The organism is Streptomyces sp. Da 82-17 (genome assembly GCF_046098215.1).
Classification (GTDB): Bacteria; Actinomycetota; Actinomycetes; order Streptomycetales; family Streptomycetaceae; genus Streptomyces.
The window spans coordinates 1-21,707 of sequence record NZ_JBJURH010000012.1; the positions used below are offsets into that span (position 1 = coordinate 1).

General features: G+C 70.4%; 17 protein-coding genes. 2 read left to right on the plus strand and 15 right to left on the minus strand.

Annotated elements, in window-relative coordinates:
• Nucleotides 1-41: 41 nt before the first annotated feature.
• The 5 genes from ACIDOF_RS21045 to ACIDOF_RS21065 all read right to left on the minus strand — a co-directional run bounded on the left by ACIDOF_RS21045 (nucleotide 42) and on the right by ACIDOF_RS21065 (nucleotide 7,341).
• The gene (locus ACIDOF_RS21045) at nucleotides 42-1,694 is read right to left on the minus strand and encodes an FAD-dependent oxidoreductase (RefSeq protein ID WP_409007519.1); all 1,653 of its coding nucleotides are present in this window, start codon (nucleotides 1,692-1,694) and stop codon (nucleotides 42-44) included.
• Between the two features lie 97 nt (nucleotides 1,695-1,791).
• Complete coding sequence (locus tag ACIDOF_RS21050; RefSeq protein WP_409007520.1) at nucleotides 1,792-2,757, minus strand: AurF N-oxygenase family protein; 966 nt, start codon at nucleotides 2,755-2,757, stop codon at nucleotides 1,792-1,794.
• A 144-nt stretch (nucleotides 2,758-2,901) separates the two neighbouring features.
• Nucleotides 2,902-4,461, minus strand: coding sequence for a flavin-containing monooxygenase (locus ACIDOF_RS21055; protein WP_409007521.1), 1,560 nt, complete (start codon nucleotides 4,459-4,461; stop codon nucleotides 2,902-2,904).
• A gap of 251 nt (nucleotides 4,462-4,712) precedes the next feature.
• Nucleotides 4,713-6,302, minus strand: coding sequence for an APC family permease (locus ACIDOF_RS21060; protein WP_409007522.1), 1,590 nt, complete (start codon nucleotides 6,300-6,302; stop codon nucleotides 4,713-4,715).
• Nucleotides 6,303-6,408: 106 nt separating this feature from the next.
• A complete protein-coding gene (locus tag ACIDOF_RS21065; protein WP_409007523.1) occupies nucleotides 6,409-7,341 on the minus strand; it encodes a LysR family transcriptional regulator in 933 nt (310 codons plus the stop codon).
• Between the two features lie 133 nt (nucleotides 7,342-7,474).
• Here ACIDOF_RS21065 and ACIDOF_RS21070 point away from each other — a divergent pair, with 133 nt between their 5' ends.
• Nucleotides 7,475-9,076 carry an aminotransferase class I/II-fold pyridoxal phosphate-dependent enzyme gene (locus ACIDOF_RS21070; protein WP_409007524.1) on the plus strand — a complete coding sequence of 534 codons (1,602 nt, stop codon included), beginning with the start codon at nucleotides 7,475-7,477 and terminating at the stop codon, nucleotides 9,074-9,076.
• A gap of 249 nt (nucleotides 9,077-9,325) precedes the next feature.
• Here the strand turns inward: ACIDOF_RS21070 and ACIDOF_RS21075 are convergent, their stop codons facing one another.
• The 9 genes from ACIDOF_RS21075 to ACIDOF_RS21115 form a co-directional block, all read right to left on the minus strand.
• Nucleotides 9,326-9,580, minus strand: coding sequence for a hypothetical protein (locus tag ACIDOF_RS21075; RefSeq protein ID WP_409007525.1), 255 nt, complete (start codon nucleotides 9,578-9,580; stop codon nucleotides 9,326-9,328).
• A 563-nt stretch (nucleotides 9,581-10,143) separates the two neighbouring features.
• On the minus strand, nucleotides 10,144-10,896 hold the full coding sequence (locus ACIDOF_RS21080; RefSeq protein WP_409007526.1) for a dienelactone hydrolase family protein: 753 nt from the start codon (nucleotides 10,894-10,896) through the stop codon (nucleotides 10,144-10,146).
• A gap of 310 nt (nucleotides 10,897-11,206) precedes the next feature.
• The gene (locus ACIDOF_RS21085) at nucleotides 11,207-11,566 is read right to left on the minus strand and encodes a hypothetical protein (protein ID WP_409007527.1); all 360 of its coding nucleotides are present in this window, start codon (nucleotides 11,564-11,566) and stop codon (nucleotides 11,207-11,209) included.
• 71 nt (nucleotides 11,567-11,637) lie between these two features.
• Nucleotides 11,638-12,915, minus strand: a complete 1,278-nt coding sequence (locus ACIDOF_RS21090; protein WP_409007528.1) for an alpha-L-fucosidase — start codon at nucleotides 12,913-12,915, stop codon at nucleotides 11,638-11,640.
• Entirely contained in the window at nucleotides 12,912-13,907 is a 996-nt protein-coding gene (locus ACIDOF_RS21095; protein WP_409007529.1) for an asparaginase, read from the minus strand. The genes ACIDOF_RS21090 and ACIDOF_RS21095 overlap by 4 nt, the downstream gene beginning before the upstream one ends.
• Nucleotides 13,904-15,277 carry an alpha-L-fucosidase gene (locus ACIDOF_RS21100; protein WP_409007699.1) on the minus strand — a complete coding sequence of 458 codons (1,374 nt, stop codon included), beginning with the start codon at nucleotides 15,275-15,277 and terminating at the stop codon, nucleotides 13,904-13,906. The genes ACIDOF_RS21095 and ACIDOF_RS21100 overlap by 4 nt, the downstream gene beginning before the upstream one ends.
• Nucleotides 15,278-15,322: 45 nt before the next feature.
• On the minus strand, nucleotides 15,323-16,186 hold the full coding sequence (locus ACIDOF_RS21105) for a carbohydrate ABC transporter permease (RefSeq protein WP_409007530.1): 864 nt from the start codon (nucleotides 16,184-16,186) through the stop codon (nucleotides 15,323-15,325).
• Nucleotides 16,176-17,060, minus strand: coding sequence for a carbohydrate ABC transporter permease (locus ACIDOF_RS21110; RefSeq protein ID WP_409007531.1), 885 nt, complete (start codon nucleotides 17,058-17,060; stop codon nucleotides 16,176-16,178). The genes ACIDOF_RS21105 and ACIDOF_RS21110 overlap by 11 nt, the downstream gene beginning before the upstream one ends.
• 63 nt (nucleotides 17,061-17,123) lie before the next feature.
• Nucleotides 17,124-18,434, minus strand: a complete 1,311-nt coding sequence (locus ACIDOF_RS21115) for an ABC transporter substrate-binding protein (protein ID WP_409007532.1) — start codon at nucleotides 18,432-18,434, stop codon at nucleotides 17,124-17,126.
• 198 nt (nucleotides 18,435-18,632) lie between these two features.
• Between ACIDOF_RS21115 and ACIDOF_RS21120 the strand changes: the two genes are divergently transcribed.
• Nucleotides 18,633-19,832, plus strand: a complete 1,200-nt coding sequence (locus ACIDOF_RS21120; RefSeq protein ID WP_409007533.1) for an ROK family protein — start codon at nucleotides 18,633-18,635, stop codon at nucleotides 19,830-19,832.
• Nucleotides 19,833-20,376: 544 nt separating this feature from the next.
• Here the strand turns inward: ACIDOF_RS21120 and ACIDOF_RS21125 are convergent.
• Complete coding sequence (locus ACIDOF_RS21125) at nucleotides 20,377-21,627, minus strand: YncE family protein (RefSeq protein WP_409007534.1); 1,251 nt, start codon at nucleotides 21,625-21,627, stop codon at nucleotides 20,377-20,379.
• Between the last annotated feature and the right edge of the window lie 80 nt (nucleotides 21,628-21,707).

Genomic DNA, 21,707 nt, shown 5'->3' on the forward strand with positions numbered 1-21,707 from the left:
GTCCAGCAGGATGGGCCTGTGCCCGTTGCCGCCGCACCGGATCACCCGCGCACAACCGCCCCCGCCGGAGCGTCCTGCGCAGCAGCCCGATGCAACGACTCAAAGTCAGTGAACTTCACCCGCGGACGACCCTGCACCCGACCCGCCGCCCGCTCCGCACGGTCAATCGCCCGCCACGCCTCCAACCCCAGACCACCACCCGCATCACCCGCATCACCCAACCCGCCATCCCCCGCGTCCGGCCCCGCAGGAGTACGCGCCAGACGCCCCGCCGCAAAGTCGTCCAGCAGCGAGGCGGCCGTCTCCTGTGCGCAGGTTTTGTTCGTCCCGATGAAGCCCGTCGGGCCGCGTTTGATCCAGCCCGCGACGTACACCCCTGCTGTGATCCGGCCCTGCTCGTGCGGTACGGTCGCGGTTTCCTCGTCGAACGGGAGGCCCGGTACCGGACGTGCCCGGTAGCCCACCGACCGCAGGACCAGGCCGGTTTCGAGGACCTCGCTCTGTCCGGTCGGCCGGGCCCGCATCGTGCCCGTGTCGTCCGTGTACAGCTCGGTCGGTGTCACCTCCACCCCGCGTACCCGCCCGTCCGCGCCGAGCAGCCGGACCGGGGCCGTGAGGAACCGCAGGACGATGCGCCGTCGGCCTCCTACCGGCGTGCGCGCGGCCAGGGCGGCCAGCAGACGCGTCTTCTCGCTGTCATTCGGATCGAGCCCTTCCGGCCAGCCCTCCACGCATACGTCCACTCCTTCCAGCGCGGACAGTGCCACCAGTTCCGGCACCGTGAACGCCGCCTGTGCCGGCCCGCGCCGCCCCAGCAGCACCACCTCACGCACCCGGCTCTCCCGCAGCGCCTCCAGGGCCCGGTCGGATATGTCGGTACGGGCCAGTTCCTGTGGGTCGGCTGTCAGGACACGCGCCACGTCCAGGGCCACGTTGCCGTTGCCGATCACGACGGCCCGTTCCCCGTCCAGGGCATGAGCGTCCTCGGCCCGGTCGGGGTGGCCGTTGTACCAGGCCACGAAGTCCGTGGCCGAGACGCTCCCCGTCAGTTCCTCGCCCTCGACGCCCAGACGCCGGTCCGTCGCCGCTCCCACCGCGTAGACCACCGCGTCGTGTTCACGCCGCAGGTCCTCGTGCGTGACGTCGGCGCCGACCTCCACGCCCAGTCGGTAGGAGAATCCCGGCTGTGCCTCGATCGCCGCGAACAACTCGGTGACCTGTTTGGTGTCCTGGTGGTCCGGCGCCACCCCGGCCCGCACCAGTCCGTACGGCGTCAGCAGCCGTTCGTACACCACCACCCGCACCCCCGGATGACGCAGCAACTCGTCCGCCACGAACAGCCCGGCCGGCCCCGCCCCGACCACTGCGACGCTCAACTCGCCTGCGGGGAGCGCTCGTTGACTCGGCACCACGTACATCGGCGTGCGGTCCGCATGCGGGTTGGTCCTGTAGTACGCGGCATTCAACTCCACGAACGGCAACTCCCCCGGGCCGAGAGCCGTATGTGGCTTCAACGCGTCGACCGGGCATGCCGTCGTACACGCACCACAGTCCACGCACGTCTGCGGATCCACGTACAGCATCTCCGCCGTACCGAAACCAGGCTCCCCCGGCGCGGGGTGAATGCAGTTGACGGGGCAGGCCAGCACGCAGGAGGCATCGGCACAACAGGATCGGGTCACGACGTAGGGCACGGCGGGCTTGTCTCCGTTCGGGGTGCTTGCTTCAGGACACGGCTGGTGCGCAGGACACGGTTCGTACGGGCGTCCCGGAGGGGAGGGTGACGTGTGCTCAGGCGTGCGGGACCGGCTCGCCGCGGAAGCGGGCCGGACGACCGTCGATCCGCAAGGCCCGCCACACCGGTCGGGACACCTTGTTCATCAGGCCGATGTCCTCCGCGAGCATCCGTACGTCCGAGAACAGGTCGTGCAGCATCTTCCGTCCCGCTTCGGACTTCCAGAACACGTCCTTCACGACCCATTCCGGGATGCCGACCTCGGCGGCCGCCTTCCGGTCCGGAATCATGATCACGTCGCACAGCACCCGCATGATCACCGGGAACAGCACCGACAGCGCACCCCGGCGTGCCTTCCCGTAACGCGGGACGCGCAGCCGCAGGAATTCGTGCGCGAAGGAAATGTGCCGTGCCTCCTCCGCGATGTGGATCTGCATGATCCGCTGCGGGAGGGGATGCACGGGTTCGCCGCTGCGCAGTGCCGCCTTCTGCAGATGGTCGATCGGCTCCTCCCCCGCGAGAATTCCGGTGAAGAACGCCTCCGGGTAGAGCGAACCCGCCAACGGCAGGAATCGGCTCACCTTCCTGAACCAGCGTTTGCCGCCCGGCGTATCCACGCCCGTGCGGTTCACCAACTCCTGGAACATCTGCGTGTGATGCGTCTCCTCGGTGATCTCGTGCGTGAGGTACCTGAACTCCTCGTTGCGGTTGCCCAGTTCGTACAGGTAGTCCAGCACACCCCGCATCAGGATGTTCTCGAACTGCATGCCCACTTTCGCGATCACAGCCCACCGCCAGATCCCGATACGGATCTGCGTCTCCAACGGCTGTTCCCGGTACCACGGGTGCGCGCCCAGGGCGTCCGCGCTCGTCAGCACCCAGCGCGGATCGCTGGTGTCCACCGCGAATTCCGGATCGTCCCAGCGGATATCGACGAAAGCGTTGAAGTTGACGTTCACCGAGCCCTGCGACAATGTCCGCAAGCGCTCGTCGTAGACCTTCCTCGTCAGTTTCGCAGTCATCTTCGACCTCGGATCTCAGCTCGGCGGTACGCGGGTTCTTTCGGGTCGGCTCGGAACGGCTCGGGGGATCGGGTCGTCCCTGGTCGGCCCTGGTCGTACGGTCAAGAGGCCTGGTTTGTCGTGTAGTTGGGCGCGCGCGTACGGTCAGGCGGCGCGCGTCGATTCCTGCGGGCCTGTGTTCTCAGGGCGCGCCGCATGCTCCTCGGGTGCGGCGTCCGCCGCCGGGCCCGACGGGTCGGCCTTGGCGAAGCGGAGCAGGCCGTCGTCGATCGGCGCGTCCTTGAGCAGGGCGCGGTCGCGGTAGTAGTTGTTCCACAACCGCCATGGGTCGCGGGTGCCTTGACGGGGCATCACCTTGTCGGCGCGCGCGATGTATCCCGACGTCAGTGCCTCCCCCATCACCGAGAACGGGGACCTGTCCCCGTCCGAAGCGACGGGCGTGGCGATGTCGTGCCCGTGGCGCCGCATGTGGGCCAGCAGCCGGGACGTGTACTGGGCCGCGAGATCCGCCTTCAGGGTCCAGGACGCGTTGGTGTAGCCGATGACCAGCGACAGGTTCGGCACGCCTTCGAGGAGCACCGCCTTGTACAGCACCCGGTCGGTGACGTTCACCGGCTGCCCGTCGATCGTCATCTCCATGCCGCCGAGGAGGCGCACGCTCAGTCCGGTGGCGGTCACGACGATGTCCGCCTTCAGTTCCTCGCCGGACTTCAGCCGGATTCCGTCCGCGGTGAACGTGTCGATGTGGTCGGTCGCCACGGACGCCTTGCCGCTCTTGAGCACCTTGAACAGGTCACCGCCCGGCACGACGCACAGCCGCTGGTCCCACGGCTTGTAGCTCGGGCTGAAGTGCCGCATGTCCACGCCCTTGCCCGCCTGGGCCCGTACCAGGCCGAGGAGCACCCTGCGGGCCAGGCCCGGGAACTTGCGGCAGAAGGCGTAACTGCCGCGCTGCAAGGCGATGTTCCGTGCCCGAGAGATCTTGTACGTGAGCCCGGCGGGGGCGCGCAGCTTCTGCAGCAGCGAGGTCACGGGGTCAACCTCGGGCAGTGCGAGCACGTACGTGGGTGAACGCTGCAGCATCGTCACGTGCCCGGCTTCTTCGGCCATCGCCGGCAGCAGCGTGATGGCCGTGGCGCCCGAACCGATCACCACCACCCGCTTGCCGGCGTAGTCCAGGTCCTCCGGCCAGTGCTGCGGATGCACCACCGTCCCCTGGAAGGCGTCCTCGCCGGGGAAGTCGGGGCGGTACGGCTCGTCGTAGTCGTAGTAGCCCGTCGCGCCGATCACGTATCCGGCGCTGTACACCTCGCGCCCGCCGGTGGCCTCGTCGACGACCTCGACGGTCCAACGTCCCGACGCGTGCGAGAAGTCCGCGCGCATCGCACGTCGCCCGAAGCGGATGCGCTCCAGTACGCCGCTGTCGGCGGCCGCGTCCTCCACGTACTTCCGGATCCGTGCGCCGCCCGCGAGGATCCGCGCGTCGCGCCACGGCCGGAAGCCGAAGCCGAACGTCGACATGTCGGAGTCGGATCGGATTCCGGGATAGCGGAACAGGTCCCATGTCCCGCCGACCTGCGTGCGCCGCTCCAACACCACCAGCGACACGTCGGGATCATCGCTCAGCACGTGGTGCGCCGCACTGATCCCGGAGATTCCTGCGCCGATCACCAGAACATCGACGACAACCTGTTGCTCGTCCACCTCGTACACGCCTCCGCCCCACACAACCCGGACTCGGTCCGGTTCACACGCCGCATGCAATGCCCGCAACATACCTGCGACACAACGTTTCAGATACCCGCGGTAACATGACCTACACCACACCCCCACCCAGCCCCAACACCCCCAAACCACCGCACAAACGCACCTCCACAGACCGAAGGGGAGGGCGCCGGAGCCCGTACGAGCTCCAGCGCCCTCCCCTTTCTCAGCCGGCACGCGGCCGGCGGGCGTCAACTCCCCTGTCGTGCAACCGGTTCGGCGTCAGCGGTCTCCGCCGGGCCCGCCTGCGCCGGAACCTCGACTTCGGCCCCTCCCGTACGTCCGAGTGCCGAATGGCGGCGGCCGAAGGCCAGGTAGAGGGCTGCGGCCAGCAGGAGCCAGCAGGCGAACAGGGCCCAGGTGATGCCGGGCAGGAGGTAGGCCAGGTAGAGGCAGGACACCGCCGACAGGATCGGCACCCACGGGTAGAACGGCACCTTGAACGGGCGCGGCGCGTCCGGCGCGATGCGGCGCAGCACCACCACGGCTGCCGCGACGGCGACGAACGCGACGAGGGTGCCCATGCTGGTCAGGTCCGCCAGGTACTGCAGCGGCACGAACGCCGCCAGCACGCCCACGCACGCGCCGACGATCCACGTGTTGCGCGCCGGAGTGTGGCGGCGCCGGTCCACTCGGCGGAACACCTGCGGGACCAGGCCGTCGCGGGCCATGGAGAAGAGGATGCGGGTCTGCCCGAAGAGCGTCGCCAGGACCACGCTGAAGATCGACACGACCGCGCCCGCCGCGAGGAGTGTCGCCGGCCAGCCGGCCCCGGTCACGTCCCGCAGGATCTGCGCGAGGACCGCCTCGCCCGCGTCCGCCTGCTCCCCGAACTTCCCCGTCGGCTGCGCGCCGACCGCCGCGACCGCGACCAGGATGTACAGCACCGTCACCGTCACGAGCGTGAGCAGCAGCGCCAGCGGGATCGTGCGCCGCGGGTTCTTCACTTCCTCACTCGCCGTCGCCACGGTGTCGAACCCGACGTACGAGAAGAACACACCCGACGCCGCGACGCCGATACCGCCGATGCCGTGCGGTGCGAAGTCGCTGAAGTGCTCGCCGCGGAACGCCGTGAACGCCACCGCCACGAACACCAGCAGCACACCGATCTTCACGCACACCATCACCGCGTTCACCAGCGCCGACTCACGCGTGCCGCGCGCCAGCAGCAGCGAGCACAGCAGCACGACGACCAGGGCCGGGATGTTCACGTATCCGCCCGCGCCCGGGGGCTGGCTGATCGCGTCGGGCAGTGTGAACCCGAAGAGGGAATCGGTCAGTTCACTGACGTACTGCCCCCAGCTCACCGCGACCGTGGACACCGCGACGCCGTACTCCAGGATCAGACACCACGCGACCAGGTACGCGGCCCCCTCTCCCAGCGAGGCATACGTGTACGAGTACGTGCTGCCCGCCACCGGCACCGTCGCCGCGAGCTCCACGTAACACAACGCCGCCAGCCCCGCGACCACGGCCGCCAGCGCGAACGACAGGATCACGCTCGGGCCCGCGTCCGGAACGGTCGTGCCCAGCACGAAGAAGATGCCCGTACCGACCACCGAGCTGATGCCCAGAAGCGTCAACTGGCCCAGTCCCATGGACCGTTGAAGACCGCCACCCGCCCCCGCCGTCGCATCCGCCCTGCCCGTGGCGCCCGTGGCGGCCGTCGTGTCCGTCGTGTCCGTCGCGTCCGTAGTGGAAGCAGGCTCGGCGTGGTCGCTCTCCGCGATCATCACACCCAACGGTTTACGGCGACACAGCTCGCCCAAGATGCGGCCCATGGCACTCCTCCTGAAGGTCCCCGACCGGGAACGGCGTAAAGGTTCCCGGGATCGTGCGGGACCAGCGCCCGGCCGACAACATCAGCGAAGTACAAGTACACCCATGTCAGTTGGCCACATCGACAGGTTGCCCCCACCGCTCGTCGATCTGTTGTGCCTGCACCGTGAGAGCTCTCAGAAAATCGTGCAGAGCAGGCGCCGCTGTGGTACGCAGCACCGCCGCGCTGATCTCCCGTACCAGCACATCCCCTTCCAAAGGGCGCACCTCGATGTCCGACCGCCCCGCGCCCAGCGCCAACCTCGGCACCACCGCGACCCCGGCACCGGCGGCGACGAAGCCGAGGACCATCGCGTAGTCGTCCGTACGCAGCGAATGCGCCGGCTCGAAGCCGCGGCGCGCACACGCCCACGCCAGCAGTCGGTCGCACGGGTCGGCGGGGTCGGCCGCGCCGATCCACTCCTCCTCCCGCAGCGCCCCCAACGGCACCCGCTCCAGCTCGGCGCAGGGGTGGCCCGGCGGCAGGGCCAGCAGCAGCGGGTCCTGGAGGAGGGGGTGCAGGTCGAAGTCGCCGTCCAGGTCGAGGCGGTCGCCGGGCTGCGAGAACACCAGCGCCGCATGCAGCTCCCTGGCCCTCAACCCCTCAAGCAGGACGGGGAGTTCGCCCTCGGTCAGCGACACGTTCACCCCGCCCGCGCGCAGCGCCTTCACCACCGGCGGCAGCAGCAACGCACCAGCTGTCGGGAACGCCCCTACGTGCAGCGTCCGCGTCCCCTGCTCGGCGAGGTCCCGTACCTCGCGTTCCGCCAACCGCAGACGTTCGATCACCGCCTCCGCGTGCGGCAGCAGAGCGCTTCCCGTGTCCGTGAGCTGTGCGCCCCGCGGGCCGCGGCGTACGAGCTCCGTGCCGAAATGCCGCTCCAGCGTCGCCAGATGGTGTGTGACCGTCGGCTGGCTGTGGTGCAGCGACCGTGCCGCGCCTGCCAGCGAGCCCTCGCGCGCTATCGCCCGCAACACATACAAATGACGCAACTCGAGCATGGTCGTACGGAAATCCTTCGGGGACGAGAGCCGGTGAAGGCTCAGTTGTGGACCTCAGTTATAGACGGTGTATGGAGCAGTGCAGTCAAGTGCCGCATTCCTCTATGTCGCGCAGCCTGACACGCTCACCTGCGTGAACACCAGATCCACCGCACTGCCTCCGCCCGTCCAGCAGCCCGTACGCGCCCCTGGGGCGACCGGAACGACCGAAACAACCGGAACGACCGGGGTGACCGGGGTGACCGGGTCCGCGTCGTCGGCTCCCGCATCCCGGCGGCCGGGGGCTTCCCGCGCCCCGTACGCCGAAGCCCTCCGCGCGCACGCGGGACGGGACTGGCTGCGTCTCAACGTGCCCGGGCATGCCGCGGACACCGCCCGCTTCGCGCCGCTCGCCGACCTGTTCGGCCCCGATGTGCTCGCACTGGACTTTCCGCCGCTGCTCGACGGGCTCGACCTCGGCGACGCCTCACCCCTCGCCGAGGCGCAGGATCTCGCCGCCGCGGCGTGGGGTGCGCGCCGGACCTGGTTCCTGACCAACGGCGCCTCGCAGGCCAACCAGATCGCGTCCCTCATCACCCCGGCGCTCGGCGACACCCTCGTCGTGCAGCGCAGTGTCCACTCGAGCGTCATCGACGGGCTCGTCCTGTCCGGCCTCGACGCCGTGTTCGTCCAGCCGTCCATCGACGCCGAGCAGGGCATCGCCCACGGCATCACCCCCGAGGCGCTGGCCCGCGCCCTCGCCGACGCCGACCGCCCGGCCGCCGCCTACGTCGTGTCGCCCAGCTACTTCGGCGCCGTGTCCGACATCCGCGGTCTCGCCGACGTCGCGCACGACGCCGGGGTGCCGCTGATCGTCGACGAAGCGTGGGGCGCCCACTTCGGCTTCCACCCCCGACTGCCGGCCGGTGCGCTGTCCCAGGGTGCGGATCTCGTCACGTCCAGCACGCACAAACTGGGCGGCAGCCTCACCCAGTCCGCGATGCTCCACCTCGCCGACGGTCCCTACGCCGACCGGCTCGAACCGCTCATCGACCGGGCCCACCGCATGGTGCAGTCCACGAGTGCCAGCGCTCTGCTGCTCGCGTCGCTCGACCTGGCGCGTGCCCAACTCGCGGGCGGGGCCGGGGAGTTGGGCGAGTCCATCGACGCCGCGGACCGTATCCGCCGTACGATCCGACGGCTGGGGCGCTTCCGTCTCGTGGCCGACACGTTTCCCGCGTACGAGGACGTCGTCGGCTCCGACCCGCTGCGTATCGCGATCGACACCCGGCACGGACACATCTCCGGTCACGACGCCCGGCGGCTGCTCTACCGCGACCACCAGATCATGGTCGAGGTCGCCACCGACGCCGCGATCGTCGCCGTCGTGGGCGGGGGTTCGCTGCCCGACACCGAGCGTTTCGTCGAGGCTCTGCACTGCCTGCCGACGCCGCTCACCGACGGCGGCCACCAGCCGCTCCAACGCCTCCCCGCTCCCGGCCCGGCCCGGCTCACCACCCGCGAGGCGTTCCACCGCCCGACGCGCGTCCTGCCCGCGGAGGAAGCGGTCGGCCGCATCTCCGCGGACACGCTCGCCGCCTATCCGCCCGGCATCCCCAACTTGCTGCCCGGCGAGGAGATCACCGCCGAGGTCGTCGCATTCCTCCAGCACACCGCACGCACACCACACGGCCATGTCCGCGGGGCTCACGATGCGGGCCTTACGGGGCTGCGGGTGGTCGACATGGGATTGTGATGGGCTTGCGCGGGCTGGGGGCCGGATCCGGGCCCGGAGTCGACGGTTTGCCGTATGCCATCCTGCTGCACCACGCCCAAGGGTCGGCGTTCGGTCTCACGCCGTCTCCACGTCGGCCGGCCCCCAGGCCACCCTCGAGGGCCGCCCGCTGCACCGATCCGTCAGGGCAGTCGCCCCGCGCACGGATGCCCAAGCGGCCAGGCGGTCGCGTGTGGGGCCCGACGGCAGGTGGTGGACGAGGCGCTCCGTTCATGCTGTCAGGTTCTTGTGCCCGCGAAGCTCCCGCACCTGCCCCACAGGCAGGCCGCGCCAGTCGCAGGCCAGCGCGGCAGCCTGTGCGGGAAGCAGCGTCAGCGCCTTGAGTGTGTCTGCCGCCAGGACCTTGGGGCTCCAGTCGGGATCAGCCTCGTCGAAGCCGAAGCCCAGCTGTTCAAGCACCCTAGGCATGTGCCAGCGCCAGTACACGCGCAGCCTCGAGCTCCTGCCCACCGGCCGCTGCACCATGGGTGAATTCCTCCAGCTCGTCAGGTGTCCGCATACTCAGGTCCTGCCTGGCTCATCTCGGTACGTGCCATCGCCCGAGCCCTCCGCGCCCAACGTCGCCAACCCGACGCGTCCGTCGAACTGACCGTAGCGGCGCGTGAGGCCGAGCCGAGGACGGGGCGGGGCGGCTGCCCTGCAGTAGCCGCCCCAGATACCCGCCCCTGCGCTGCCGCACTGAAGGTAGTCGGGCGCATGCCTGACGTAGCCTCCTGCAGAGGGCCTGACCTGCGGGTTTGTTGGGTTTGAGGGAATTCGCCTGAGCCCTTGACATGGGGCGTACGAGGAGGAGACTGGTTAATACACCAGGAAACCGAGGAATCGCACCGTCGACAGAGACGTCTGTTGGCAAGAGATTCTGAAGGCTCTGGCCAGGCCCCCGAAGCCCCTCGCTACCGGAGCCTCAGCGACGACTGAGGTAGATGGCAACGTAGAGGACTCCGGGGACTGTTTTGTTTGGGCCCTCTTCTTTGTTCGGGCCCCCTTCGGCGGCCCGCGCCCCCGGCCTCTTGCCGCCCCTTGCCCCCTTACCCCCTCCGCCCGATCGTCCTGCCCAGGAGTGGCAGCAGGCGGTCCCAATGGTGTTGCAGGGCCTTCGGGTTGTGGGCGTCCGTGTCCGGCATCGTGAAGCCGTGGACCGTGTCCGGGTAGATCTCCGACGTGTACGTCAGGTCCGCCGCCGACAGAGTGCCGTTGAGGGCCGTCAGCGCTTCAGGGGTCAGGTCGGTCGCCGCGTGGCCGAAGTGGATCTCGGCGGTGAGTCGGGCGAGGGTGTCCGGGCCGTCCGCGTGCACCGGGGCGTGGAAGGCGGCCAGCGCCGACACCCGGTCGGGGTGGGCCGCGGCGGTGCGTACGGCCAGGAGGCCGCCGAAGCAGTAGCCCGTCACGGCGATCGGGCCGTCCGCCACCTCCGGTCGGGCGGCGAGGAACGCGAGGTACGCCTCGGCGTCGGCGAGCGAACGTTCCGGCGTGTGCGCCTCGATCATGGGCATGAGCTGGGCGAACACTGCCGGGCGGGCCTCCTCGCCGATGAACTCCGGAAGGTCGACGACGGGTGAAGGGCCGTGCCGGTGAAGGAAGTTGGGGACGAGGACGTAGTAGCCGCGGGCGGCGAGTTCGGCGGCCATGTCGCGGAGCGCGGGCCGGATGCCGAAGCCGTCCGGGTACATGAGGACGGCAGGGTGACGGTCGGCGCCGGCGTCGACGTGGTCGGGGAACGCGGCGAAGGCGTCGGCTTCGCCGTCCCGGGTGGGGATGTTCAGCGTTGTGGTGACGGGCATGGCGGGGTGGGGCTCCTGTCGTGGGTGCGGTGTCCGGTGTGTGGTGCACAGCAGCACGACGGAGGTGGGGCGCGCGGAGTTGCGGCGGCGGCGCGGGCGCTCCCGTCCCGGGTGAAGTGCGGGCCTGCGTAGGCCCGTTGGGCGCTCAGGGGGCCGCCGGGTTGCCCATCCGTGTGTGGCGCGTGGCCGTCCCGGTCGTCATGGTGGTGCAGCTTAGTCGCTCGGCTCGGGCCGTGCACGCCGGGCAACTCCCCTGCCGCAGCAGCCCGTTGACTCGTACGCCCGTCGCGCCCACGCGCATCGGGCCGGCCTAGCCGAAGTCGACGGCCGACAGGATCGGGGCGGCGACGGCCAGGGCGTACTGGGCCTTGACGGTCGTGCTGCGGGCCGAGTGGGCGGTCGTGTCGCTCGGGAGGAAGAGCCCGAGCAGGCCCAGGATGCCGGACAACGCCATCAGCCACGGAGCGATCGGGACCAGGTGGCCGGGGACGCCGTCGCCGCTGTACGACTGGTTGAGGATGATGACGGCGTACACCACGAAGACGACCGGGAGCAGCAGCAGGCCGATGCCCGCGAAGACCCGTACGGCCCTGGTCGAGGGCGCGAACGGGTCGGCGGGGGCGGTCGTTCCGGTCGGGGTCGGCTCGGGCTGCGATTCGGGTGTCGTCATGCCGGACACTCTGGCCCGCTCGGGCGGGGCCGGGCACCGGGCTGGTACTCAACGGTGGGGTGAGTACGTACTCAACGGCCCGCAGCGAGGTCGATGCGTACGACCGGGAGCAGGACGTCCGGGCGGTGCTTCGGCGGTGTGATCCTCAACTCGCCTCTCGGGTCGGGTAGTTGGAGGTCGTTGATGGCCACCCGTTCCTCCCGTTCGAGGTCGCCCGCGCCCATCAGCTGTACGGAGCGGACCCTGCGGGTGGGGACGTCGCGTACGCCGAAGCGTTCCTCGGGCCAGGACAGGAGGTAGAGGTACAGCGTTTCGGAGCCGTCGGGGTGGGTGCGGCGGGCGGTGGGGCCGTAGAACATGCCGGGGGCCAGGCCGGGGCGTACGCCGGTGACGGCTTCGCCGTGGGTCGTCGTCCACTCGGCGAGGGCGGCGAGGCGGTCGCGCTGCTCGGGCGGGAGGGTGCCGTCGCCGGTGGGGCTGACGTTGAGCAGCAGGTTGCCGCCTTTGGAGACGACCTCGGCGAGGGTGTGGAGGATCTCGCGGGCCGACTTGTAGTCGTGGTCCTGCGGTACGTGGCCCCACGAGGTGTTCATGGTGAGGCAGGCCTCCCACGGTCCGGGCGGGGGCTCGGCGGGGATGTACTGCTCGGGCGTCGCGTAGTCCCCGTGGCCGGTGAGGCGGTCGTTGACGATGCAGTCGGGGGCGAGGCGGCGGATGAGGGCGCGGAGTTCGCCGGTGCGCCACTCGTCGGCGGTGCGTTCCCACTCGCCGTCGAACCAGAGCAGGTCGATGGGCCCGTACCAGGTGAGGAGTTCGGTGAGTTGCCGGGTGAGGTAGGCGCGATAGCGGTCGGCCTGCTCGGGGCTGGTCCAGGTCCAGGTCGACTCGGGCTGTGCGTACGGGTGGTGGGTGTCGGTGAACGCCGGGTAGTCGGGGTGGTTCCAGTCGCTGAGGGAGTAGTAGAGGCCGACGCGGAGACCTTCGGCGCGCATGGCCGTCACGTACTCGCCGACGATGTCGCGTTCGCCGCGGCTGTGGGCCACCGAGCGTTTGTCGGCGGCGGTCGGCCACATCGCGTAGCCGTTGTGGTGGCGGGCCGTCAGGACGGCGTAGGTGGCGCCGGACTCCCTTGCGGTACGGGCGAGTTGGCGGGCGTCGAAGCGGCGGGGGTCGAAGGTGTGCTCGGTGCTGCGGTACTGGGCGATGCTCGTGCTGGTGGTGTGGCGGAGGTTGGCGGAGCCTCCGACCATCGGCCAGGACACCTCCAGGCCCTGTGCGCTGGCGTGGTCCCAGTGCACGAACAGGCCGAGCCCGGCGCCGCGGAACCAGGAGTCGTCGGGCAGGCTCATCGCTGCTCCCTTCCTTCGGGTGTGCCGATCATGACGTGTACGGCGCCCACCCGGCGGCCGCCGCCCTCCACGGGCACGTCCTCCAGCTCGGGGAGCGGCGGCAGCGCCTGTCCGGTGGCGCGGAGCGCGGCGACCGCGACGGCCGTGGTGGCGCGGGGGCTGCCGTCGACGGCCTTCACGGCGACCGCCGTGCCGTCGGCGAGCGCCGCGAGGAACACCCCTTCGGCGCCGCCCTTGGCGAGGGAGCCGGGGACGAGTTGCGCGAAGCGGGTGTTGAGGTGTCCGGTGCCGCCGACGTACTCGGGGTAGGTGCGCATCGCGTCCGCAACTGCCCTTTCCGGGCTGCCGAGTGGGGCGGTGGCGAGGGCCGCGCCCGCGCGTGCGAGGCCGGACAGGGTCAGGGCCGGGCAGGGCGCGCCGCAGCCGTCGACGACGACCGTGTCGACGGGTTCGGCGGCCAGGCGGGACAGCGTGGCGCGGACGTGCTGCTGCAGCGGGTGGTCGGGGTGGGTGTACGTGGCGGTGTCCCAGCCCTGGTGGACGCAGGCGGCGAGCATCGCGGCGTGTTTGCCGGAGCAGTTCATCGCGGCGGGCGCCGGGCCCCGGCCGGCCCGCACCCATGCGTCGCGGACCTCGGCGTTCTCGGGCAGGGCCGGTACGTTGCGCAGGGCGTCGCGGGTGAGGCCGCAGGAGTCGAGGATGCGGTCGACGGCGTCGATGTGGAAGGGCTCCCCGGTGTGGCTGCCGCAGGCGACGGCGAGCGTGCGGTCGGCGAGTGCGGCGCCCGCGGTGAGGGAGGCGAGCGCCTGGAAGGGCTTGAGGCTGGAGCGGGGCAGGATCGCCAACTCCGGGTCGCCCCAGGCCTGTTGGGGCTTGCCGTCCGGTCCGACGACGACCGCGTGCCCGAAGTGGCGGCTCTCGACGAAACCGCCCCGGGTCACCTGCGCCAGCTCGACGGCGCCGTCTGTCCGCACCCCGGCACCGGTGCTCATTCCGCTCCTCCCTCGATGGCCAGCACGGCCGCGCCCGCACCCCGCAGCACCTCCGGCACCGTGAAGGTTCCGCCGCCGTCGGGGTGCGCTGGCCGACGCCCGTCAGGGGTCAACCAGTACACCTCCCCCTCGGCCGCCCGCGCCGCCGCCTCGCCGGACAACGACAGCGCCCCGTGCTGCGGGTCCAGGTCGGCGACGTACAGGACGCCCTCGCGGGTGGTGTAGCGGACGGGGTGTCCGGTCGGTTCGGTGTGCCGTCGCCAGGGCCGACTGCCGTGGATCGCGGGCGAGTTGACGGCCAGCCAGTCCCTGAGCATGTGCAGGCGGGCGACCTGGTTCTCGGGGAGGGTGCCGTCGGCGCGGGGGCCGACGTTGATGAGGAGGTTGCCGTTCTTGGCGACCGTGTCGAGGAGCAGGTGCACGAGGTCGTGGCCGCTGATCAGATGCCGGTCGTCCTCGGCGGTGTTGTGGCCGAAGGAGCGGCCGAGGCCCCGGCAGGCCTCCCACACGCGGTCGGCTGTGCTGTGCTCGGAGACGTACTCGCGGGTGGGCACGCCGAAGTACGGCACGCCCCAGCGGTCGTTGACGAGCCCTTCGGGGACCTGGTCGAGGTAGCGGGCGAAGAGGGCGGCGAGGTCCTTGGGGCCGCGGCCCTTGCCGCTGTCGGGCCAGTCGATGTCGTTCCACAGGTAGTCGGGCCGGAAGCGGTCGACGAGTTCGGTCAGCTGGTCGTGCGCGAAGTCGGCGAACTCCCGGTCGTTGCGGCGGAGTCGGAACAGGTCGGTGAGCGAGCGGATCGGCGGGAAGGCGCCGTTGTGCCAGTCCAGGGCGCCGGAGAAGTAGAGGCCGAGGCGCAGTCCGTGGCGGCGGGCGGCGGCGCTCAGGTCGGCGATCAGGTCGCGGCGGGGTCCGCGGCGGGCCGAGGTGAACGGGGTGGTCGCCGAGTCCCACAGGCAGAAGCCGTCGTGGTGCTTGGCGGTCGGCACGACATAGCGGGCTCCGCAGGCGGCGAACAGCTCCATCCACGCGTCGGGGTCGAAATGTTCGGCGGTCCACCGGTCGGCGAGGTCCTCGTACGAGGTGCCGACGCCGTAGGTCCGCTCGTGGTGGCGGCGGGTCGGGGACTCGGGGATGCGGACGGTGTTGGCGTACCACTCGGCGTACGGGTGGTGGCTGAACTCCTGCTCCACGGGGGTGTGTCGGCCGGGTTCGCGGGGTGTGCCCCAGGCGGGTACGGAGTAGACGCCCCAGTGGATGAACACGCCGAGCTTGGCGTCGGCGTACCAGTCGGGGACGTGGGGTTGCGGGTAGGCGGGGGTGTCGGCACCGAGGTCGGGTCCGGTGCGCTGGTCGAAGAGCAGCAGGGGAATCTCCTTCGGGCCGGGGGGGGCGGGACGTCTGGTGCGGCAGTGGGTTCAGCGGCCGGCGATGCCCGTGGCCGCGATGCCCTTGACCAGGTGTTTCTGCAGGGCGATGAGCAGCAGCAGCGTCGGTACGAGGGAGATCACCGAGGCCGCCATGACGAGGTGCCACTGGTTGGAGTTCTGGCCGAAGAACAGGGACAGGCCGAGCGGCACGGTGCCGAGGTCGTGGACGTCGTTCACGACGATCAGCGGCCACAGGAAGCTGTTCCAGTACGAGATGAACGTGAAGACCGCGAGCACGCCGAGGGCCGGTCTGGCGATGGGCAGCATCACGGACCAGAAGGTGCGCAGCGGTGTGCAGCCGTCGAGGGTTGCGGCCTCCTGGAGTTCGTACGGGATCTGGCGGAAGAACTGGCGCAGCAGGAACGTGCCGAACGCGGTGAACGCCCACGGGAAGATCAGGGCCTGGACGCTGTTCACCCAGCCGAACTCCTGCATGAGGATGAACATGGGGACGACCAGCACTTCTTGAGGGACCATCAGGGTCGCGAGGAACAGCAGGAACACGCTCTCGCGGCCCCGCCAGCGCAGCCGGGCGAACGCGTAGGCGCCGAGCGAGGACGCGGCGAGGACGACGAGGGTGCCGACGACGGCGACGAGGAGGCCGTTGACGATGAAGCGGTGGAACGGCAGGTAGTCGAAGACGTCGGCGAAGTTCTGCCAGCGCACGCTGGAGCCGATCAGGGACGGCGGGTTGCTGAAGGTCTCCCCCGCCGGCTTCAGGGCGGTGGCCACCGCGTACAGGACGGGCGTCAGGAACAGGAACGTCACCGCGGCAAGGAGGACGTGGGAGACGATCCGGCGCGGCGTCCAACTCACGTGACTGCGCGCGCTGTTGGGGGTGTCAGTGCTCATAGTGCACCCACCGTTTCTGGCCGACGAACTGCACGGCCGTGATGAGCAGGATGACGGCGAAGAGGAGCCAGGCCCCGGCGGCGGCGACGCCCAGGTCGCGGGAGACGAAGCCGTTCTCGTACACGTTCTGCACCATGGTGACGGTGGAGTCGCCGGGGCCGCCCTTGGTGAGGATGTACGTCTGTGTGAACACCTGCATCGACGTGATCATGGTCATGGTGGTGACGAAGAAGACGGCCGGTGACATCAGCGGCAGTTGGACGCGGAAGAACTTCACCAGGCCGCGGGCGCCGTCGATCTCGGCGGCCTCCAGGACCGAGGCGGGCAGGGCGTCGATGGCCGCGGAGAACACGATGAGGTTGTAGCCGATGCCCTGCCAGACGCTCATCGCGACGACGGCGAACATCGCCGTGTCCGGGTCGGCGAGGAAGTTCGGTGCGTCGATGCCGAACCAGCTGCCGAGGTAGTGGTCGAGGACGCCGTCGGGCTGGTACAGCATCTTCCAGATCATCGCGTTGACGACCATCGGTGTGATCGTCGGGATGAAGAACAGGACGCGGAACACCTGCCGGCCGCGGCAGTGGGAGATCCAGAAGGCCAGGGCGAGCGACAGGATCACGTTCAGCGGCAGGAACAGGGCCGTGAACACGAAGGTGTTGCGGACCGACACCAGGAAGGTGGGGTCCTCGGCGAGGAGATGGCGGAAGTTGTCGACGCCGAGGAACGAGCGGTCGCCGAAGATGGGCCACTCGTGCAGGCTCATCACGACGGCCATGCCCACCGGGAACAGGGTGAAGAGGGTGAGGCCGAGGACGCCCGGGGACAGGAAGCCGTACGCGTACCAGCGTTCGCGGGCGCTCGGCCCGCGGCGCACGGGGCGAGCTCCCGTGGGCGGCGCGGGCTTCGCGGTGCGTGTCATCTCGTCGACGGCCACGGGTCAGCCGGCCGACTTCTGCTGAGCCGACTTCTGCTGAATGGTCGTCAGCGCTTCCTTCGCGCTCTTCGAGCCGGTGTACGCCTCCAACAGGTACTGGCTGAACAGGGTGTTGACCTGGTCCCAGTCCTCGGTGCCGACGAACGGCTCCCCGCCGGCGAGCCCGTCCTTGACGGCCTTCATGCCGAGCTTGACGGTGGCGGCGCCGTCGGGGTTCCCGGAGTTCTGGTCGGTGAGGAACTTCTCGTACGCGGGCTGCGCGTCGGTGCGGGCCGGGAAGACACGGCCCTGCTCGGCGAGGTACTGCTGCGCCTCGGGGCCGGTGAGGACGGCGAGGGCCTTGGCGGTCTCCTCCTTGTACGCGCAGGACTTGGACATGCCGAAGCCCGAGTTGGCGACATACGTCCTGGAGCCGTCGGGGCCGGCGGGTATCGGGGCGACGCCGACCTTGAACTTGGCCTCGCCGGTGTGCGAGCCGAGGTTCCAGGTGCCGTCGACGGCCATGGCGGTGTTGCCGTTGACGAACTGGGTCTCGGCCCAGCCGCCGTCGCTCGAACTCGCCGGTACGCTCGCCGACTTGGCCTTGGTGGCGAGGCCCGCGTACCAGTCGTACGCCTCGACCAGCTTCGGGTCGTCGAGCTGCGGCTTGCCGTCGGCGGTGGCGGGGCGGGCGCCGTTGTAGGTGAGGGCCATGGTCAGGGAGTGCAGGTCGGAGAAGGAGAGGCCGAAGCCCTTCTTGCCGTCCCGGGTGAGGGACTCGGCGGCCTTCTCGAAGTCGGCGAGGGTCCAGTCGCCGCCGGGCTCGTCGACGCCTGCCTTCGCGAAGGCGTCCTTGTTGTAGTAGACGACCATCGCGGCGAGGTCCATGGGCAGGGCGTAGGTCTTGCCGTCGTACTGGAGGGCCTCGGTCGCGGCCGGTTCGAAGCCGTCGGCGCCGGTCTTGCCGAGGTGTTCGTCCAGGGGCTCCATCAGTTCCGCGAAGCCGGGCAGGCGGAGGCTCTGCATGCTGACGATGCAGGGCTGTTCGCCGCCGGCGGCCTGGGTCTGCATCTTGGTGAAGTAGTCCTTGAACGGGGCGGTGTCGACGTCCACCTTGATCTTGGGGTGCTTCTCGGTGACGAGGCCCGCCAGGTGCTTCAGCTGCTTCTCCTCCTCGGCTCCGCTGGCCCACATCTGCCAGGACAGGGTCACCGATCCATCGGAGCTCTTGCTGCCTCCCGCGCTGTCGCCGGAAGAACCTCCACCGCATCCGGCGAGCGCGACGAGTGCGCTCGCGGTTCCGATGCTGACCCAGTGCGCGGCACGCAGACGCATGCGCTGACCTCCAAGTTCACCACCCGCCGGGTGGCCGGGAACGGAAGGGGACGGAACGCTGTCGGGAGCTTGACGGGTGCTGCGGGCCCGGGGTTGAGTTTCTTCGGGTCCGAGTAAAGGGGGACGCTAGAAGCGCAGAGGTCGGACGTCAAGACCTCTGGACGGGCTCGGACACAACCGGCGGCAACGGAGGGTGAGATGACGCGACGCCCACAGCACGGGGACCTGATCCGCACCGAGATCCTGGCGCTGCTCGGCTCGGCGGGACCGCTCGGCCGCGCCGAGATCGCGGCCCGGCTCGGCGTCGGCGCGGCGACGGTCACCGAGCACACCCGGCGGTTGATCGGCGAGGGTTTCCTGCGCGAGCTCCCGCCGCACAGCGCCTCCGGCACCGGACGGCCGCGGGTGCCGCTGGAGTTGGTGTCGGACGCGGCGCACGTCCTGGGCATCAGGGTGGCCGTCGACCACCTGGTGGGGACGGTGGTGCGGCTCGACGGCCGGGTGGTGTCCGAGTTCCGCCTCCCGGAGGGCGTGGCCGAGGCGCCCGTACGGCTTCTGACGAAGGTCGTACGCGACGAGATCGAGGCGCGCCGGGACAGTACGCCGATCCGGGGTGTGGGGGTGGCGGTGCCGGGGATGGCGGATCCGGAGACGGGGGTCGTGCGGCTCTCCGGGATCATGGACTGGCACGATCTGGCGCTCGGCACCGAGCTGTCGCGCGCGCTGCCGGTGCCGGTCCTGGTCGACAACGACCTGCGGGCGAGTACGACGGCGGAGCTGCTGTTCGGGATGGGGCGCGAGCACGACGACTTCCTGGTCCTCGGCATCGGCGACGGGCTCGGCATGGGCGTGGTGCTGGAGCGGCGGGTGCAGCGCGGGGCGGCCGGGTCGTCGGGCGAGTTCGGTCATCTGCCGGTCGCGACGGACGGGCCCGCCTGCAGCTGCGGCAACCGGGGCTGCCTCCAGACGTACGTCGGCCAGTCGGCACTGCTCGACCGGGTACGGGCCGCGGGCGTGCGCCTGACGGCCGAGGACGGGCCGGGCGGGCCGACGGGGCCGGTGGGACCGGCGGAACTGGCGGGGCTGGTGGCCGCGGCCGAGCGGGGCGAGCCGGAGGTGCTGCGGATCCTCGCCGAGGCGGGCGCGCTGCTCGGGCGGTGCGTGGCCGGGGTGGTGAACGTGCTGGCCGTGAAGGCGGTCAAGGTGATCGGCGAGAGCCATGTTCTGTGGCCGTACCTCGGACCGTCCTTCACGACGGCGGCCCGGTCCGGAGCGATCGAGCCCCTCAAGGACCTGTCGGTCCGTGTCTCCCCGTGGCGCGACACGGAACACGCCCGCGGCGCGGCCTGCTTGCTGCTTGCCCGGAGCGGGGCGATCACTCGGAGGGGGGTGGGGTGAGGGGGGCGGGTGTCGTCGCCGGGCGGGGCTGCGGGTGCCGCAGGTCGGCCTGGCGTACGCCGAGTTGGCGGAGGCTGCACGCAGGGTCGGGCGGAGGCCGCTGGCGAAGGAGATCACCGGGAGGCGGCCGGTGCTGCTGAGCGCGGGCTTGGCTGAACCGCCCAAGGTGCCCTCATGCACGGCGAGTTGAACGGCGGGGGTCGGCGACTCCCAGCAGGCTGTCCATCGTCGCCAGGCAGCTCGACGTGCCTCCGATCAGGCCTGGCGCACGCGGGGTTGGCAGAGGGCCGTCAGCGGGGGCGAGCGCAGGGTGGCCGTGACGGTCCAGGTGGTTGTCCTGAGCGGGGGGCGCACACGTCCGCGCTCACCAGCCCGAGCCGCCCGGCGAAGGCACCTCCAGGGACGGCCCGGTCGGCATGCGAGCGGGTGAGGTCCAGCGGGCCGGGCCCCCGCCTCAACTACGCACGCCCGGCCTGCCGCGCCGCGGGGGGCCGGGCCGGGTCGAGCCGGGCCGGGTCGGGTCGGGTCGGGTCGGGTCAGTGGCTCAACTTCCTTGCGGGCTCGTCCAGTCGGCGGGGAGTGTGGCCACGCGGATGCGTTGGGGGTGGTCGCCGACCGGGGTCGATGCGATCTTGCGGCCGGTGGCGAAGTCGATGGCGGTGACCTGGTCCGCGGCGCTCTCGGAGATCACGCAGGCCTTGCCGTCGCCGCTGACGGTGGCCCAGTACGGTTTGGCGGCCGGGACGAGGGGGCCCTCTTCGAGGGTTTCGCGGTCGACGACCGTGGCGTACTCGTCCATGGTTCCGGCGACGCACAGCTTCGTGCCGGACGGGTTCATCGACATGCCGTGGTGGCGGGAGTCGTTGACGTACGTGGTGCGGTCGTCGGAGGTGTCCGGGTTCTTCGGCAGGGTCTTCATGCGGGTGATGCGGTCGGCGGCGACGTCGTACTCGAAGAAGCCGTTGAAGAACGACACCTGGAAGTACAGCTTCGACTCGTCCGGGGTGAAGGCGACCGGGCGGATCGCGTCGGACTTGTCCTTCTGGCCGAAGGCGTCGAGGCGTTCGCGCATGTCGATGGTGTCGACGACCTCGAAGGTGCGCGCGTCCGCGACGGTGATCTTCCGGTCGCCCTTGAGGCCGTCCAGCCAGGGGGCGTCGAGGTCGTTGTTGACCTCGCCGATGGCCATGTTCCAGATCGTGCCGTCGCGGGTGAAGACGTTCTCGTGCGGCTTGTCGCCGGTCTTGAACGAGCCCTCCTCGCGTCCCGTCTCCATGTCGAGGACGTGGACGGTGTTGCCGGTCGACGCCGACACGGCGACGCGCTGCCCGTCGGGCGACACGGCCATGTGGTCGGAGCGGTAACCGGCGACAGGGAAGCGCCACTTGAGCTTCCCGGTGGCGGTGTCGATGGCGACGACGTCGGCGAAGCTCGGCCGGGACACGACGATCGCGGAGCCGTCGCGGGTGGTGTACAGGTCGTCGGTGTACTGGTCGTGGCCCTCGCCGACCGTCATGCGGATGCCGAGGAAGTAGGCGAGCTTGACCGGGTTCGCGTAGATCTCGCGGAGCCGCTCGTCCTTGTCGGGCACGAGGTCGATGCGGCCGATCCTGCCGAAGTCGCCGGACGACTCGATGACGTCGGCGGTGCCCTCCCAGTTGTTGCCGACGAGCATGACCTCCCGCTGCGGGTCGGCGTGCGCGGGTCCTGCGGGGATCAGGGCGGCGGCGACGGTCGCGGCGGCGACGGCGGTGCCGGCGAGGGGCCGGCGGCGGGAGGGGCGCTTGGCTCGCATGTACTCGCTCCTTGGACGGGAGGATCGGCAACGGCACCTTGAAAATCGCTGTTTTCATATGCGGGTGCACGGATCGTAGG

Bases quoted from the DNA above. Each gene is read 5' to 3' on its own strand.
- ACIDOF_RS21050 (WP_409007520.1), bottom strand. From the start codon at position 2,757: ATGACTGCGAAACTGACGAGGAAGGTCTACGACGAGCGCTTGCGGACA.
- ACIDOF_RS21060 (WP_409007522.1), bottom strand. From the start codon at position 6,302: ATGGGCCGCATCTTGGGCGAGCTGTGTCGCCGTAAACCGTTGGGTGTG.
- ACIDOF_RS21065 (WP_409007523.1), bottom strand. From the start codon at position 7,341: ATGCTCGAGTTGCGTCATTTGTATGTGTTGCGGGCGATAGCGCGCGAG.
- ACIDOF_RS21075 (WP_409007525.1), bottom strand. From the start codon at position 9,580: ATGGTGCAGCGGCCGGTGGGCAGGAGCTCGAGGCTGCGCGTGTACTGG.
- ACIDOF_RS21080 (WP_409007526.1), bottom strand. From the start codon at position 10,896: ATGCCCGTCACCACAACGCTGAACATCCCCACCCGGGACGGCGAAGCC.
- ACIDOF_RS21085 (WP_409007527.1), bottom strand. From the start codon at position 11,566: ATGACGACACCCGAATCGCAGCCCGAGCCGACCCCGACCGGAACGACC.
- ACIDOF_RS21090 (WP_409007528.1), bottom strand. From the start codon at position 12,915: ATGAGCCTGCCCGACGACTCCTGGTTCCGCGGCGCCGGGCTCGGCCTG.
- ACIDOF_RS21095 (WP_409007529.1), bottom strand. From the start codon at position 13,907: ATGAGCACCGGTGCCGGGGTGCGGACAGACGGCGCCGTCGAGCTGGCG.
- ACIDOF_RS21105 (WP_409007530.1), bottom strand. From the start codon at position 16,186: ATGAGCACTGACACCCCCAACAGCGCGCGCAGTCACGTGAGTTGGACG.
- ACIDOF_RS21115 (WP_409007532.1), bottom strand. From the start codon at position 18,434: ATGCGTCTGCGTGCCGCGCACTGGGTCAGCATCGGAACCGCGAGCGCA.
- ACIDOF_RS21120 (WP_409007533.1), top strand. From the start codon at position 18,633: ATGACGCGACGCCCACAGCACGGGGACCTGATCCGCACCGAGATCCTG.
- ACIDOF_RS21125 (WP_409007534.1), bottom strand. From the start codon at position 21,627: ATGCGAGCCAAGCGCCCCTCCCGCCGCCGGCCCCTCGCCGGCACCGCC.